The following is a 14,771-nucleotide window of genomic DNA, read 5'->3' as shown; positions in this document are numbered from 1 at the left end:
CCAAGCTACAATTGTGCAATCTGGCAGTACTCAGAAAATGGCAGTGTGCCAGGCATTTCGGGTTCAGTTGATATGAACTGGATTTTTAAAGACTACACATCTACCAAACCCACAACAACTAAGCCAGTTACAAAGCCAAGCAGTGTTAAAAAGACAGATTATTCTGTCAAAGTCACTGCTCAGGCTGGGCTTAATGTACACAAGGGGGCAGGTACAAACTTGGGAACATTCTTCGGCATTCATATATAGAGAAATCATAAGGCGGTTTTAAACCAACATATTTTCAAACTTCCTTTTTTATGAAATCGCAGTATTTAAGCCGTACTGTATGTGTGTCTTTAACCGCCTGCAATCTTTTCTGTCCCAAGGTAAGTCACCTTTATTCTCGCGACTTACTTTGACTTTAGCTGAAGTTCTATAACCGTCTGCTTTTTGTCCAACAATACTGTCAACTCATCGGCAGACAGACCGCTGATATGTCCCAATTTGGTATAGCTCCACGAATTCGAGCCGAAAAACACCACAAGCTGATTTCTAGAATACAGAACGATATCTCCCGACTGCGTGGTCATCTGTGTAGACTTGATTTTTCATGATATAATACACCTCTACTTGAGTACATCATTTTTCATTTGCTTATTCATTAATATTTTGCTTACTTATTCAAAAAACTCAGATTTTACTTCATATTACTTGATTTTATTAAGAATTAGTAATAAAATATTTATAGGTATGCCAAAAAAGGTATAAATAACGCTATCTCAATAAACTGATATAGCGTTCGGAGGTTTAAAAATGGCGGAAAATCTTGTTTCTAAAATTGAAAAGCAGTTACCGAGTTTTTCTAAAGGACAAAAACTCATAGCTACATACATAAGTGACCACTGCGATGAGGCGGCCTTTATGACAGCATCTAAGCTTGGAAATGCTGTTGGAGTAAGTGAATCGACAGTTGTTAGATTTGCCACAGAGCTTGGATATGATGGATATCCAAAATTGCAACACGCTATGCAGGAGATGATTCGTGAGAAGCTTACTTCTGTGCAGAGAATTGATGTTACAGCAAAGCGTATCGGCAAAAAGGATATTCTTGAATTTATCCTACAAGAAGAAATAGACAGAATAAATTCAACAATAGAAGAAACCTCAAAAGAAGATTTTTATAATGCTGTTGATGCTATATCAAAAGCAAGAAAGATATATATATTTGCAGTAAGAAGTTCCGAGGCATTGGCAAATTTCCTTGGATATTATTATTCAATGATTTTCGGAAATGTTACGGTAATCAATACATATAGCGAAACAGAAATAAGCGAAAAGCTTATGCGTATGTGCAAAGATGATGTTATGATTGGAATAAGCTTTCCGAGATATTCAAAGGCAGCTGTTTTTGCTGTTCAAACAGCAAGAAAGCGTGGTGCTAAAGCAATAGCACTCACAGATAGTCTTATAAGCCCTTTGGCGGATTCGGCTGACTATTTGCTTCTTGCAAGAAGTGGTATGGCAAGTGTAGTCGATTCTCTTGTAGCACCTCTTGGAATGATTAACGCACTTATTGTAGCTACTGTTCTAAATAGGCGTGAGGAGGCGGAAAAAACCTTTAATACGCTTGAAGAAATCTGGTCGCAATATAAAGTCTATAAAAAAAGCGGAGAGGATGACGCTCTTGACAAAAAATAAAAGTGTAATTGTTGTCGGAGGCGGAGCGGCAGGCCTTATGTCGGCAATCCATTCGGCATGGAGTGGGGCAGAGGTTATAATTTTCGAGAAAAATCCCCGACCTGCACGAAAAGTACTCATAACAGGCAAAGGCAGATGTAATGTTACGAATAATTGCAGTATCGAAACTGTTATGAATAATACACCGACAAATCCTAAATTTCTTTATAGTGCATTGAATCGCTTTTCACCAGAAGATACTATGAGCTTTTTTGAAATGCTTGGAGTAGAACTTAAAACAGAGCGTGGAAACAGAGTTTTTCCTGTTTCGGATAAGGCTAAGGATATAGCAGATGCTTTGATAAGCTGTGCGGAAAGTGCAGGCTGTTCAATCTATGAGAAAAATATAAAGTCACTTATAATAGAAAATAACACTATAAAAGGCGTTAAGGATTCAAATGGCATTGAGTATTTTGCCGATAGCGTGATTTTAGCATGTGGCGGTGCATCATATCCTAAGACAGGAAGTGACGGCTATGGCTATGTTCTTGCTCGTCAGGCAGGACACACTGTAACAAAGATAAAGCCCTCGCTTGTACCGCTTGAATCTATTGAAAGCTACTGTTGTGATATGATGGGACTTTCACTTAGAAATATAAAAATAGACCTTTTAGACACAAAAATAGAAAAAACAATTTATTCAGATTTTGGAGAACTTTTGTTTACCCATTTCGGACTTTCCGGACCGATTGTTCTGAGTGCCTCATCGCACATAAAAGAAATGGAGAGCGGAAGATATAAGATTATTATAGATTTAAAGCCAGCACTCTCCGAGGAACAGCTTGATGTAAGAATACTTCGTGATTTTTCCGAATTTAAGAATAAAGACTTTATAAATTCACTGGGCAAACTTTTGCCGCAGAAAATGATACCTGTAATAATTTCACTTTCTGGAATATCAGAACATAAAAAATGCAATGAGATTACAAGAGCAGAGCGACACAGACTTTTGGAATTGATTAAGGCTTTTCCGATTACGATTAAGGCTTTCAGACCGATAGCCGAGGCAATCGTCACATCAGGCGGAGTAAGTGTTAAAGAAATAAGCTCAAAAACTATGGAATCAAAATTAGTAAAAGGCTTATATTTTGCAGGAGAACTTATTGATATAGACGCATACACAGGTGGATTCAATCTTCAATTAGCATTTGCAACAGGAGTTGTTGCAGGGGAGTCGGCTGCTATGTAAAATAATTGAAAGAGGTGCTGAAAATGAACACCTATACAATTATAGCGGGTTTAGATTGCACAGGAAAAACAAGTCTTCGTGGAGTTCTTGAAGGTCAGGGAATGATTCTCGGACGAATAATTGACGCTGATTATATTGCAAAGGAACACAATTATAATAATATTTCCGCAGGCAGACAGGCTATAAAAATTATAAATGACTGCCTTGAAAAGAATATATCCTTTACTCAAGAAACGACTCTTTCAGGTCATATGACGCTAAGTACAATAAAAAAGGCTCGTCAAAAAGGTTACTATGTCAGAATGTATTATGTGGGGTTAAGCACTGAGGACGAAAGCCTTTGCAGAATAGAAAACAGGGTTCGCAAGGGCGGTCATGATATTCCAAAAGAAGATGTTCATAGGCGTTATTCAATACGCTTTCAATCTCTTAATGCAGTTATTCTATATTGCGATGAGGTTATATTCTATGATAACGAAAATGGTTTTGTAAAGGTTGCGGAAATAAAAAACGATATTTTTAGATATACAAATGGTTATCGTCCTAAATGGCTGTCTGAATTTGAGGGCTTAATAGGAAGTCAGCTTTAATACTGGAAAGGTGGATTTTATGTTCAATGATTTTGATGAGAATGAAAATATAATTCTTAAACAGCTAATGAAAGAAAACTATACTCAAAAATATTTTGATGAATGTAATTATATTTGGAAAAATTATGTTCCTGAGATAGGACAAGCCAATGTTTTACAGGGAGAATTACTGAGAGAGCTTGAGAAGCTTCGTTATGAAGCACAAAACAATGGCAATATGAACTGGGACAAAGATTTCGAGTATTTTTGCGATTTTATATCTGAAACGCTTTGTAAGCAAGATATATATTCCGATGACGAAAAAAGAAAAATTACATTGATACTAAAGCATTTTAAACGCTGTGGTCAGTATGCTACATATGTCTTGGACGAAATGAACGATGATGAAATGGTAAACTTAGATTTGCTTGCATACTGTGAGGATAATCTGTATGATATTATTGCTGATGATATAGGATTTTTTCAGATGAAAAGCTCCGAACCTATTCCATTTGTTAAGAATGATAATATTATGAGATAAAATTGTATTTTAAAATGATTTCAATAGCAATAGACGGACCTGCCGGTGCAGGAAAAAGTTCAATATTTTTAGATATACAAATGGTTATCGTCCTAAATGGCTGTCTGAATTTGAGGGCTTAATAGAAAGTAAGCTTTAATATTAGAAAGAAATCATATCAATTTAACAAATATAGACTTGGAGAGGTGTTTTAGATGATTGTCAGAAAATTTAAAAATGAAGATAGTGTAGAATTGGCAGAAGTTATTGCTAAAACACTAAGAACAACAAATTCAAAAGATTATTCAAGTGAGTACATAGAAAATGACATTAGTTTTTTAACTGCCGATAAACTAATTGAGCGTTCAAATTGGACGAAAAATTATGGAAACACTTGAGCAAGATGATTATTTTTTTAGAGCAAAGAGAATTGAAATACCCGCATCGATTACGGCGGTAAAATTTTACAAAAGTTTGGCTATGATTATAAAAATGGTGTTAATGAAATTGATGATGAACAATTATATAGACTTGAAAAATTTAGATAAATTTTATAGTGTTTTTTACAGTTTCAAGACTGACAATATAAAATAATATTTTGAAAGGAAGTTTAAAAATGATTTCAATAGCAATAGACGGACCTGCCGGTGCAGGAAAAAGTTCAATCGCAAGAGCCGCTGCCGAAAGACTTAACTACATTTATGTTGATACAGGTGCTTTGTATAGAACTATTGGTCTTGCAGCTGCAAGAAGTAATACCAATATTCAAAACGAAGCAGAAGTCGAGAAACTTTTGAAAAGTCTTGATATTAACATAGTTTTCTTTAATGGTGAACAGCATGTTTTGCTTGGTGATGAAGATGTTTCAGAAAAAATTCGTACAGAACAGGCATCAATGATGGCATCTAAGGTTTCGGCAATTCCTGCGGTAAGAGCATATTTGCTTGATACGCAGAGAGATTTCGCAAAGACTGATAATGTACTTATGGACGGCAGAGATATTGGCACAGTTGTTTTGCCTAATGCAAGCGTCAAGATTTTTCTTACAGCCTCACCAGAAATTCGTGCAAAACGCAGAGTTAAGCAGCTTGAAGAAAAAGGAATAAAATGTGATTATGACGAGGTTCTAAAGGACATAATAACAAGAGATTATAACGATTCTCATCGTGAGATTGCTCCTTTAAAGCCTGCAGAAAATGCCATAATTCTCGATACCTCAGATATGACTCTTGAAGAATCCATAGATGCCTTGGTTAAGCTTGTAGAGGAGAGAGTCTGATGAAACGAAATCCACTTTATGTAGTTGGAAGAATTGTTGTAATCCCAATATTTAAACTGTTATTTTTCTATAAAGTTAAGGGAAAGCACAATGTTCCTAACGATGGTGCATTTGTTGTTGCATCAAACCACCTTTCAAACTATGACCCTGTACTTCTTGCACTAACTCAAAAGCGTCAAATATTTTATATGGCTAAAGCTGAACTTTTTCATAATAAATTTCTTGCAAAGCTGATAAGAACACTTGGTGCTTTTCCAGTCGAAAGAGGAGCGGGTGACGGCAAAGCTATCAATGAGGGCGAAAAACTTATTTCAGAGGGAAAGCTTCTCGGAATTTTTATCGAGGGTTCTCGTTCTAAGACAGGTGAGCTTTTAAGGCCTCGTTCGGGAGCGGCTATTGTTGCACATCAGATGAATGTTCCGATAATTCCTGTATGTATTACCCCAAAAAATAAGAAAATCAAAGTTTTTCAGCGTGTAACTATTTCGTGGGGAAAGCCTATTTCCGTAGAGGAGCTTGGAATTAAAAACGGCGACCGCCAAGAATACAGATATGCAAGTAATGTTGTAATGGATAGAATCAAGGAAATGCGTGCAGAGGAGCTTAATTCAAGAAAGTAACAGTCTATTTTGGAGATATTTTCCGAAAGGACAGTTGTACTAATGTACCATTTTTTAAAAGTATTGTGTAGGGTCTTGTTTTTTTTTCTGTTTCGAGTTAAAATAATAGGAGAGCAAAATTTTCAGGGGAGTGCAATTTTATGTGCAAACCACCGTTCCTTGCTTGACCCTATAATTATTTCCTGCGTTATGAAACGGAAGATTTATTATATGGCTAAATCAGAGCTTTTTGATGACCATGGAAAGCTTTTTGCATGGCTTTTGAAAAGTGTAGGAACTTTTCCTGTTGCAAGAGGCAGTGCTGATAAATCAGCAGTTCTGAAAGCGGAGAAGCTCCTTGATGATGGTTGTATAGTGGGAATTTTTCCTCAGGGCAAAATTGTCAATGATGAAACCAGTTTTAAGATTAAAGCTGGTGCGTCACTGCTTGCCATGAGAGCTGGAGTACCAATAATTCCAGTTTCAATATACTTTGAAGGAAAAATTCGTCCGTTTAAAAAAATAACAGTAAGAATAGGCGATACTATACAGGTCGAAAAAGAAAACGGTACTTGTGCAAAGAAATGTCGATTTCTTTCGGAAAGGCTTTCTAAAACAATAGAAACTCTCTTGGAGGTGAAGCATGAAAATAATTTTAGCAAAGTCAGCGGGATTTTGTTTCGGAGTGAACAGAGCCGTTACGATAGTAAATAATCTGCTCGATGAGGGCAAGAAGGTTACTACACTCGGTCCTATTATCCATAATCCGCATATGGTTGCGGAGCTTGCAGAAAGAGGCGTTGAAATCGCTGATACTCCGAACGATTTGAGCAGTATGGACAGAACACTCGTTATACGCTCTCATGGAGTTCCTCAGAGTGTGATTGATGAAATCGAACAGAAAGGAATTTCATACGAAAATGCTACCTGTCCATTCGTTTCAAAGATTCATCAAATCGTAAAAGACAATTCTCGTGAAGGCAAGGTTATACTTATTGCAGGAGATGAAAATCATCCTGAGGTTCAGGGTATCGTAGGTCACTGCGAGGGCGAGCATTATATCTTCAAAAATTACGAAGATTTGGGAAAATTACTAAAAAAACTCGAAAATATTGAAAATATTTCTATATGTGTTGTCGCCCAGACTACTTATGATGTAAAAGAATGGAAAAATTGTTTAAAACTTCTCAAAAAAGTATATACAAATGCTAAAATATTTGATACAATATGTAGTGCCACATCAATTAGGCAATCAGAGGCAGAAGAACTTGCCTCTATCTCCGATATTATGGTTGTCATAGGCGGAAGGCAAAGCTCTAATACGGCAAAGCTTTTCTCGGTGTGTAAAAGCAATTGTGAGAGAACTTATCTTATTGAGAGTGCTGCCGAGCTTGATGACATTGCTCTGATTGATGCTGATATAATTGGCATAACTGCAGGGGCTTCTACTCCTGCAAGGATTATTAAGGAGGTATTTAATACCATGACAGAGAACATTGAAAAAACAGAAAACACAGCAGAAAACTTTGCAGAGCTTCTTGAGGAATCTCTCAAAAATTTTAATACAGATGAGAAGGTGCATGGCGTTGTAGTTGGCATAGCTCCTAACGAAGTCTATGTTGATGTCGGCAGAAAGCAGGCAGGCTTTATTCCTCTTGCAGAGCTTTCTAACGACCCTAATGCTAAGGCTGAAGATCTTGTTAAGATTGGCGATGAGCTTGACCTTTTGATTATGCGTACAAATGACCAAGAGGGTACAATCATGCTCTCTAAGAAGCGTCTTGACGCTATCAAGGGCTGGGACGAAATCATTAAGGCTAATGAAGAAGATACACCTGTAACTGGCTTTGTAACTGATGTTGTGAAGGGCGGCGTCATTGCAGTAGCTAATGGTGTTCGTGTATTCATTCCTGCATCACAGGCAACTGCTACAAGAGGCGAGCCACTTGAGAATCTCCTCAAGAAGGAAGTTTCTTTCAAGATTATTGAAGTAAACAAGGGCAGAAGAAGAGCTGTCGGCTCAATTCGTGCTATCCTCAAGGAAGAGCGTCAAAAGCTTGCTGATAAATTCTGGGAAACAGCAGAAATCGGCAAGAAGTACACAGGCACAGTTAAGTCCCTCACTTCTTACGGTGCATTTGTTGACATCGGCGGAATTGACGGTATGATTCATATTTCTGAACTTTCATGGGGACGCATTAAGCACCCATCAGAGGTTGTAAAGGTCGGCGATACTGTCGAAGTTTACATCAAGGACCTTGACCGTGAAAAGGGCAAGATTTCTCTTGGCTACAAGAATACAGAGGATAACCCTTGGGAAATCCTTAAGCGTGATTATCCAGAAGGAACTGTAACAGAGGCTACTATCGTAGGTATGACAGACTTCGGTGCTTTCGCTAACATTCTTCCTGGCATTGATGGCCTTATCCATATTTCACAAATCTCTACTGAGAGAATCGAAAAGCCACAAGATGTTCTTAAGATTGGCGATAAGGTAACTGTTAAGATTACTAAGATTGACTTCGATAAGAAGCGTATCAGCCTTTCTATCAGAGAGCTTCTTGAGGATAAAAAGTCAGAAGAAGCAACTGAAGAATAATTCAGTTGATTAAGTAAAATAGTATAACTATTGGAACATAGGCGTTCTGCTGATATGGCAGAATGCCTTATGCTCTATTTGAGAGTTTTATTGGGAGTGATTTTATGTTTGAAGAGCTTACACAGCAAGCAAAAACAGCGGTACTTGAAATTATTGAGCAGGCAAAAATTGGCAGGGGAAGTATTTTTGTTGTTGGTTGTTCATCAAGTACAGTTAAGGGTGAAAATTACGGCAAGGCATCAAGTATGGAAATTGCACAAGCAATTTTTGACGGAATTTATCCCGAACTTAAATCAAGGGGGATTTTCCTTGCGGCTCAATGCTGTGAGCATTTAAACAGAGCAATCATAACAGAGCGTGAAGCCGCCGAAAAGCTTCGTGAGCCAGAGGTTAATGTTGTACCTCAACCAAAGGCTGGCGGTTCGTTCGCTACGATTACCTATAATACACTTGAAAATCCTGTTGCAGTTGAGCATATTAAGGCTGATGCAGGAATCGACATCGGCGGAGTTCTTATCGGTATGCACCTTAAAGAAGTTGCTGTACCGCTTGTGATTTCAGTTAAGAATATTGGCAAGGCACATATTACAAGTGCAAGAACCCGTCCTAAATTTATCGGCGGCGAAAGAGCCCATTATAATGACGATATGAAATGAGGTATCTATGACAAACAAGGAAGAATTTTTGCAGATTTATAATGAGTATGTCAAGCGTCAAGGTTCACAGGAATTTCTTGATTGGCTTTTGAAAACAGATTTTTTTACAGCACCAGCAAGCACAAAATATCATGGTGCTTGTGAGGGTGGACTTCTACTTCACAGTCTTAATGTTTATAAGACACTTCGTGAAAGATATTTTGAGGAGGGCAAGGATAGCGAGGAAAGTTTTGCTATTTGTGCTTTGCTCCACGATTTATGCAAGGCTCAATTCTATAAGGTTTCGACAAGAAATGTTAAGAATGATGTTACAGGTCAGTGGGAGAAAGTTCCTTATTATACGGTTGAGGACGCATTTCCTTATGGACACGGCGAAAAGTCAGTATTTCTGATTGAACGCTTTATGCGTCTGAAAACAAGCGAGGCTATGGCTATTCGTTGGCATATGGGTGGCTTTGACGATTCGGCAAGGGGAGGAAGCTTTGCAATAAGTCTTGCTTATGAAAAGTATCCGCTTGCGGTTAAGCTGCATTTGGCAGACCTTGAGTCTACATACCTCAAGGAAAAGAATACGAGCGTTGTGCGGGTGCCGACCCGCGGCGGAGACGCGTAATCGCTCGGCTTTGCCTCGCTCGTAGTGTATATGGGAGGTTTGTTCACGTGGAGGACTAAACTACCGCTTAGCTGGCATATTTATTTAAGACACTTAAAGTTTAGGTCAAGCCTTTTTAAAGGCTTGCGGATTCCAAAGGCGGAGCCTTTGGTGGGTTTTAAGGGCGAAGCCCTTAAGCGGCGAGCCGCCGCAGCCAAGACGCGTAATCGTTCGGCTTTGCCTCGCTCGTAGTGTATATGGGAGGTTTGTTCACGCGGAGGACTAAACTACCGCTTAGCTGGCATATTTATTTAAGACACTTAAAGTTTAGGTCAAGCCTTTTTAAAGGCTTGCGGATTCCAAAGGCAGAGCCTTTGGTGGGTTTTAAGGGCAAAGCCCTTAACATTCTTTGCCCAAACGGGCGAACGCAGTTCGCCCCTACAATTTATCTTTTAGCAAAAAGGAACCCCGCTTACAGAGTTGCTGTCTGTAAGCGGGGTTTGCTATTGATATTTAAAATTTTTATCAGAGATTCAAATATTCTTCTTCAATTCCGAACCAGTATCTAAGAGAAAAATCAGGTTCGTAATCTTCATCAAATAGTTCTATTAAAGAAGCATCAACAGTTATAGAAAAACTACAACAATAAATGTCATAAGTTGAATCATTAACTTTCAAAATAGCTACAAGATAATCTTTAAGAAGGGTAGTATTTCCAAACTTTTTTGATGTTAGTTTAGCGGTCTTTAATATTTTACCATATCTTGTTACATCTTTGAAAGAAGCTTTTTTGGGCTCATATTGATATACTGGAATTTCTGATGATTCATCGGAAGATTCTTTTGAACTTTCTACTGAACTTTCAGAAACTGCCTTAGAAGATTCCGCAGAACTCTCGCTTGATGATTCGGTGGAGGATTCTTTTGAGCTTTCAGAAACTTCCTTAGAAGATTCAACAGAACTCTCGCTTGATGATTCGGCAGAGGATTCTTGTGAACTTTCTGTCGAGCTTTCGGAAACCGATTTAGACGATTCGGCAGTACTTTGTGTTGTGGTTTGCGAATTGTTGCAAGCTGTTAGTGCTGAAATAATTCCAAGTGCAAGAAGTGCCGCTAAAATCTTTTTTACAGTGTTTTTTCTCATTAGTATTCTCCTCCTAAAATTTTATAAATCGAGAAAATAAAAAAGTGCGTAACCGAAGTCACGCACCGAAAAGCACATAACTCCGATTGTTGCGACACAATTCTAAAACTCTACTCTTGCAAGAAGACTTAAAGAAAGGAGAATGTGTTTTTACCAAATGTAAAAAACATTCTTCTTGCAAGAATAAAGAAAAATCTTTATAAATAGACAGAAAAATTCTACTATTAGAGTTATTGAATTGTGTCGCAAGTCTATATTACCATAAGTGACTAAAAAATACAAGGTTTTTTACTTGGTAAATATACATAAAATTTAATCTAAAAAGCTGTTGAAAATCTACAACAAAAAGTCCAAAAAAGTGCTATAATATTTTATAGAGAATATTGTGAATATATATGGTATTGCGGAATGGGTGTTGACTTTATGAGCAGTGTTAGAGTTTCGGTTATTATTCCAACAAGAAATGTTGCTGAAAATATTGCAAATATTATTAAAGCGGTAAGCAAAAATTGCATTGACCTTGATGTTGAATATTTGATAATTGATATGAATTCGACAGATTCTACCATTAGAAACGCACTGAATGCTATTAAAGTCAACAAGCTAAACGGCTTTGTGCTTCAAAACGGCAATTCTACTGTTGGAAGTGCCTTGAATACTGGAATTTATAAGGCATCTGGAAAGTATATATCCTTTGTTTTCGCAAGAACGCTTTATAGTGATTTTATTCCAAGCTATTATGAGCTTGCAGAAAAAAAGGGGGCGGATTTTGTATTCGCATCGTCTAAGCTTTCTGATAAGGAAGCCAAGGCACTGGCTGTTGGTTTGAACAATATCAAGGGTGAAGATTTGGCAACAGCGATTGCAAGGTCAATTATCTCAGTTGAGATTCCTGCGATTATGCTCAGAAATGATTTTGTACAATCAAACAGAATTTTATTTTCGGAAAATTGTCGCAGAGGTTATGCGGAGCAGTATATTTATAAAATTGCTTTGTCTAATCCGAAAACAGCTTTTTCTGAATTTAAGCTTAAAAAGGATATAGAAAATCAAGCACCTATTAAAGAAAGCAACGACAACAAGGAACTACATATTCTAGAGAGAGTAGACGCTATCCGAGAAATTGCAGAGCTTGTTGAAGCAAGATTCGGCAATGACAGGGAACTTTGTGAGCTTTTCAGATATGAAAAGCTTCCTGATGTCATTATGAATTGCGTTGATACGCTCCTGAAAAACGGCGTGAAACCGTCTTCAATAAAAACAGCTATGAAGATAAAACGCTGTGATGAAATGCTTGAGGTTTCTAAAAATGCTCCAAGCAGTCTGAAAAAGCGTGTCTTTATATGGAAAAAGTTCCCTAAGCTATATAACCCCCAGTAAAAAATAAAATGTTCAAAAAATCGAAAAAAGGCATTGACAAATTATAAGTAATGTGGTATATTTATTTTACCTCACAAGGGGCTTATTTTTTTGCCCTTTATTATTGCAAATGCCTTTTTCATAAGCAATATTTGCAATAATAAAAGCAGACCGAGATTCGGTAATCTGTCTGCTTTATTGATTGCAGAGGGTCAAAGATTCCCTGCAAGAGGGAGGCTAAATTATTCCGAAATACCGGGAGGTGCCGTCATGAGAGTAAAAGTTACATTAGCCTGCACGGAGTGCAAACAAAGAAACTACAACACAATGAAGAACAAGAAGAATGACCCCGACAGACTTGAGATGAACAAGTATTGCAGATTCTGCAAGAAGCACACTCTTCATAAAGAGACAAAGTGATCACGCTACGGAGGTAAATTATGGCTAAAAAAACCGATAAAGAAAAAAAGCCGAATATCTTCGTGAGAGCAGGTCGGCGAATTAAAAAATTCTTCCGTGACACAAAAAGCGAGATTAAGAAGATTGCATGGCCGACTCCAAAGGCTACCTTTAAGAATATGGGTATAGTCCTTTTGGCTATTGTCATCATCGGTGCGTTTATTTTTGCACTCGACAGTGGACTTTATGCCCTGCTCGGTTTGGTTATGCATGTTTCTAACTGAGTACGATCGGAGGAGGAACTATGGCTGACAACGAAGCAAGATGGTATGTTGTCCATACTTATTCGGGTTACGAAAACAAAGTAGCTTCTAATCTCGAAACAACCGTAGAGAACAGAAATCTTGGACATCTTATCCAGGAAATCAGAGTTCCCACCGAAAAGGTAACAGAGATTAAGGACAATAAAAGCCGTGAGGTTGAACGCAAGGTTTTTCCTGGCTATGTTATTGTCAAAATGATTATGAATGACGATAGCTGGTATATTGTCCGCAATATCCGCGGCTGCACTGGCTTCGTAGGTCCAAGCTCTAAGCCTGTTCCGCTTACTGATGAAGAAGTAGAACGCCTTGGAGTTGAGATTAAAAATGTTGAGGTCGATTATAATGTCGGTGATTCTGTAAGAATTATTGATGGGCCGTTTGATGATTCAGTCGGTATAGTAGACGAGCTCAACAAAGAAAAGAACAGCGTTCGAGTTATCATTCATATGTTCGGGCGTGAAACACCGGTAGAACTTGAGTTACATCAGGTTGAGCCGGTCGAGTGATTAAGCCAATAGCAGAAACGGTCTAAGCCACCGCTTCTGTTGTTATTGAGGGCATAAGCCCTCGTGGGAGGAAACGGCAAATCCGTTTTCCGCATTTATACCACGAATTTTGGAGGTGCAAAGAAAATGGCTCAAAAGGTAACAGGCTTTATTAAGCTTCAGATACCTGCAGGAAAGGCTACCCCGGCACCACCTGTTGGTCCTGCACTTGGACAGCATGGTGTCAACATTATGGCATTTACGAAGGAATTTAACGAGCGTACAAAGAATGATGTAGGAATGATTATTCCTGTTGTTATCACAGTTTACGCAGACCGTTCATTCACATTCGTAACAAAGACTCCACCTGCTGCCGTTCTTATTAAGAAGGCTTGTGGAATCGAAAGCGGTTCGGGCGTTCCGAACAAGACAAAGGTTGCAAAGATTACCCGTGAGCAGGTCAAGAAGATTGCTGAGCAAAAGATGCCAGACCTTAACGCAGCAAGCGTTGAGACAGCTATGAGCATGATTGCGGGCACAGCTCGCAGCATGGGCGTAGAAGTAGTCGATTGATCAAACCCGGGTGGGAGGAAATAATCCGATTTTACCACTCTACAGGGAGGACAAACCAATGAAACACGGTAAAAAATATGTCGATTCGCTCAAGCTTATCGACAAGTCAAAGAATTATGAAGCAAGCGAAGCTATCGCACTCTGCGTACAGACAGGTAAGGCTAAGTTTGATGAAACTGTTGAGGTTCATGTAAGACTTGGTGTTGATAACCGTCACGCTGACCAGCAGGTTAGAGGTGCTATAGTTCTTCCAAACGGTACAGGTAAGACTGTACGAGTACTTGCTATCTGCAAGGGCGATAATGTTGCTCTCGCACAAGAAGCAGGTGCTGAATATGTCGGTGCAGAAGAGTTCACAACAAAGATTCAGAATGAAGGCTGGATGGACTTCGATGTTCTTATCACAACTCCTGATATGATGGGTCTTGTTGGTCGTCTTGGTAAGGTTCTTGGTCCTCGTGGACTTATGCCTAACCCAAAGGCTGGCACAGTTACTCCTGACATCGCTAAGGCTATCAAGGAAGCTAAGGCAGGTAAGATTGAATATCGTCTTGATAAGACAAACATCATTCACTGCCCAATCGGTAAGGTTTCTTTCGGTGCTGAAAAGGTTTCCGAGAACTTCAATGCTCTTCTTGAGGCTATCATCAAGGCAAAGCCAGCTGCTGCAAAGGGTCAGTATGTTAAGAGCATTGCCGTTACAACAACAATGGGACCATCTGTCAGAATTAACACAGCTAAATATATCTGATTTAACTCTTGACAAC

Annotated in this window: 20 protein-coding genes and 1 pseudogene; 19 read left to right on the top strand and 2 right to left on the bottom strand. The window is 38.5% G+C overall.

The features are described 5' to 3' along the window. Positions 1–249, top strand: a pseudogene (locus tag C9914_RS09555) (hypothetical protein); the annotation flags it as partial. 143 nt (positions 250–392) lie between these two features. On the opposite strand, the gene C9914_RS09550 reads toward C9914_RS09555, so the two are convergent. Then, positions 393–572, bottom strand: coding sequence for a cyclophilin-like fold protein (locus C9914_RS09550; RefSeq protein WP_106765040.1), 180 nt, complete (start codon positions 570–572; stop codon positions 393–395). A 223-nt stretch (positions 573–795) separates the two neighbouring features. Between C9914_RS09550 and C9914_RS09545 the strand changes: the two genes are divergently transcribed. The 12 genes from C9914_RS09545 (at position 796) to C9914_RS09495 (ending at position 9,743) form a co-directional block, all read left to right on the top strand. Next, on the top strand, positions 796–1,680 hold the full coding sequence (locus C9914_RS09545; RefSeq protein ID WP_106765038.1) for a MurR/RpiR family transcriptional regulator: 885 nt from the start codon (positions 796–798) through the stop codon (positions 1,678–1,680). Next, the gene (locus C9914_RS09540) at positions 1,658–2,908 is read left to right on the top strand and encodes a BaiN/RdsA family NAD(P)/FAD-dependent oxidoreductase (protein WP_106765036.1); all 1,251 of its coding nucleotides are present in this window, start codon (positions 1,658–1,660) and stop codon (positions 2,906–2,908) included. Before C9914_RS09545 ends, C9914_RS09540 begins: the two co-directional genes overlap by 23 nt. Before the next feature lie 23 nt (positions 2,909–2,931). Continuing rightward, positions 2,932–3,498 (top strand): zeta toxin family protein, encoded by a 567-nt coding sequence (locus C9914_RS09535; RefSeq protein ID WP_106765034.1) that lies wholly within the window; start codon positions 2,932–2,934, stop codon positions 3,496–3,498. Positions 3,499–3,517: 19 nt separating this feature from the next. Beyond that, positions 3,518–4,018 carry a hypothetical protein gene (locus C9914_RS09530; RefSeq protein ID WP_022264759.1) on the top strand — a complete coding sequence of 167 codons (501 nt, stop codon included), beginning with the start codon at positions 3,518–3,520 and terminating at the stop codon, positions 4,016–4,018. A 194-nt stretch (positions 4,019–4,212) separates the two neighbouring features. Then, complete coding sequence (locus tag C9914_RS11675) at positions 4,213–4,395, top strand: hypothetical protein (protein WP_207654842.1); 183 nt, start codon at positions 4,213–4,215, stop codon at positions 4,393–4,395. Beyond that, positions 4,382–4,591, top strand: a complete 210-nt coding sequence (locus C9914_RS11670) for a hypothetical protein (RefSeq protein WP_207654841.1) — start codon at positions 4,382–4,384, stop codon at positions 4,589–4,591. Before C9914_RS11675 ends, C9914_RS11670 begins: the two co-directional genes overlap by 14 nt. Before the next feature lie 22 nt (positions 4,592–4,613). Then, the gene (cmk, locus tag C9914_RS09520) at positions 4,614–5,276 is read left to right on the top strand and encodes a (d)CMP kinase (protein WP_022264757.1); all 663 of its coding nucleotides are present in this window, start codon (positions 4,614–4,616) and stop codon (positions 5,274–5,276) included. Beyond that, on the top strand, positions 5,276–5,896 hold the full coding sequence (locus tag C9914_RS09515; protein WP_106765032.1) for a lysophospholipid acyltransferase family protein: 621 nt from the start codon (positions 5,276–5,278) through the stop codon (positions 5,894–5,896). Before cmk ends, C9914_RS09515 begins: the two co-directional genes overlap by 1 nt. Positions 5,897–5,938: 42 nt before the next feature. Further along, on the top strand, positions 5,939–6,589 hold the full coding sequence (locus C9914_RS09510; RefSeq protein WP_106765030.1) for a lysophospholipid acyltransferase family protein: 651 nt from the start codon (positions 5,939–5,941) through the stop codon (positions 6,587–6,589). Next, on the top strand, positions 6,519–8,474 hold the full coding sequence (locus C9914_RS09505; RefSeq protein ID WP_106765028.1) for a bifunctional 4-hydroxy-3-methylbut-2-enyl diphosphate reductase/30S ribosomal protein S1: 1,956 nt from the start codon (positions 6,519–6,521) through the stop codon (positions 8,472–8,474). Before C9914_RS09510 ends, C9914_RS09505 begins: the two co-directional genes overlap by 71 nt. A gap of 104 nt (positions 8,475–8,578) precedes the next feature. Next, a complete protein-coding gene (locus C9914_RS09500) occupies positions 8,579–9,130 on the top strand; it encodes a TIGR01440 family protein (RefSeq protein ID WP_106765026.1) in 552 nt (183 codons plus the stop codon). 7 nt (positions 9,131–9,137) lie between these two features. Next, a complete protein-coding gene (locus C9914_RS09495) occupies positions 9,138–9,743 on the top strand; it encodes a hydrolase (RefSeq protein ID WP_106765024.1) in 606 nt (201 codons plus the stop codon). A gap of 504 nt (positions 9,744–10,247) precedes the next feature. Here C9914_RS09495 and C9914_RS09490 read toward each other — a convergent pair. Next, positions 10,248–10,865: a hypothetical protein gene (locus C9914_RS09490; protein WP_106765023.1), complete on the bottom strand. Its 618-nt coding sequence runs from the start codon at positions 10,863–10,865 to the stop codon at positions 10,248–10,250. A gap of 423 nt (positions 10,866–11,288) precedes the next feature. Here C9914_RS09490 and C9914_RS09485 point away from each other — a divergent pair, with 423 nt between their 5' ends. The 6 genes from C9914_RS09485 to rplA all read left to right on the top strand — a co-directional run bounded on the left by C9914_RS09485 (position 11,289) and on the right by rplA (position 14,755). Next, complete coding sequence (locus C9914_RS09485; RefSeq protein ID WP_158707392.1) at positions 11,289–12,245, top strand: glycosyltransferase family 2 protein; 957 nt, start codon at positions 11,289–11,291, stop codon at positions 12,243–12,245. A 249-nt stretch (positions 12,246–12,494) separates the two neighbouring features. After that, positions 12,495–12,644: a 50S ribosomal protein L33 gene (rpmG, locus tag C9914_RS09480; RefSeq protein WP_106765055.1), complete on the top strand. Its 150-nt coding sequence runs from the start codon at positions 12,495–12,497 to the stop codon at positions 12,642–12,644. A gap of 20 nt (positions 12,645–12,664) precedes the next feature. Continuing rightward, positions 12,665–12,907: a preprotein translocase subunit SecE gene (gene secE, locus C9914_RS09475; RefSeq protein ID WP_022264750.1), complete on the top strand. Its 243-nt coding sequence runs from the start codon at positions 12,665–12,667 to the stop codon at positions 12,905–12,907. A 20-nt stretch (positions 12,908–12,927) separates the two neighbouring features. After that, positions 12,928–13,452 (top strand): transcription termination/antitermination protein NusG, encoded by a 525-nt coding sequence (gene nusG / locus C9914_RS09470; protein WP_022264749.1) that lies wholly within the window; start codon positions 12,928–12,930, stop codon positions 13,450–13,452. 126 nt (positions 13,453–13,578) lie between these two features. Continuing rightward, positions 13,579–14,004, top strand: coding sequence for a 50S ribosomal protein L11 (rplK, locus tag C9914_RS09465; RefSeq protein WP_022264748.1), 426 nt, complete (start codon positions 13,579–13,581; stop codon positions 14,002–14,004). A gap of 58 nt (positions 14,005–14,062) precedes the next feature. After that, positions 14,063–14,755, top strand: a complete 693-nt coding sequence (rplA, locus tag C9914_RS09460) for a 50S ribosomal protein L1 (RefSeq protein WP_022264747.1) — start codon at positions 14,063–14,065, stop codon at positions 14,753–14,755. The last annotated feature ends 16 nt before the right edge of the window (positions 14,756–14,771 follow it).

The organism is Pseudoruminococcus massiliensis (assembly GCF_900291955.1).
Classification (GTDB): Bacteria; Bacillota; Clostridia; order Oscillospirales; family Acutalibacteraceae; genus Pseudoruminococcus; species Pseudoruminococcus massiliensis.
The sequence above is the reverse complement of the archived record's forward strand: the minus strand, read 5'-3'. Positions and strand labels throughout refer to the sequence as shown.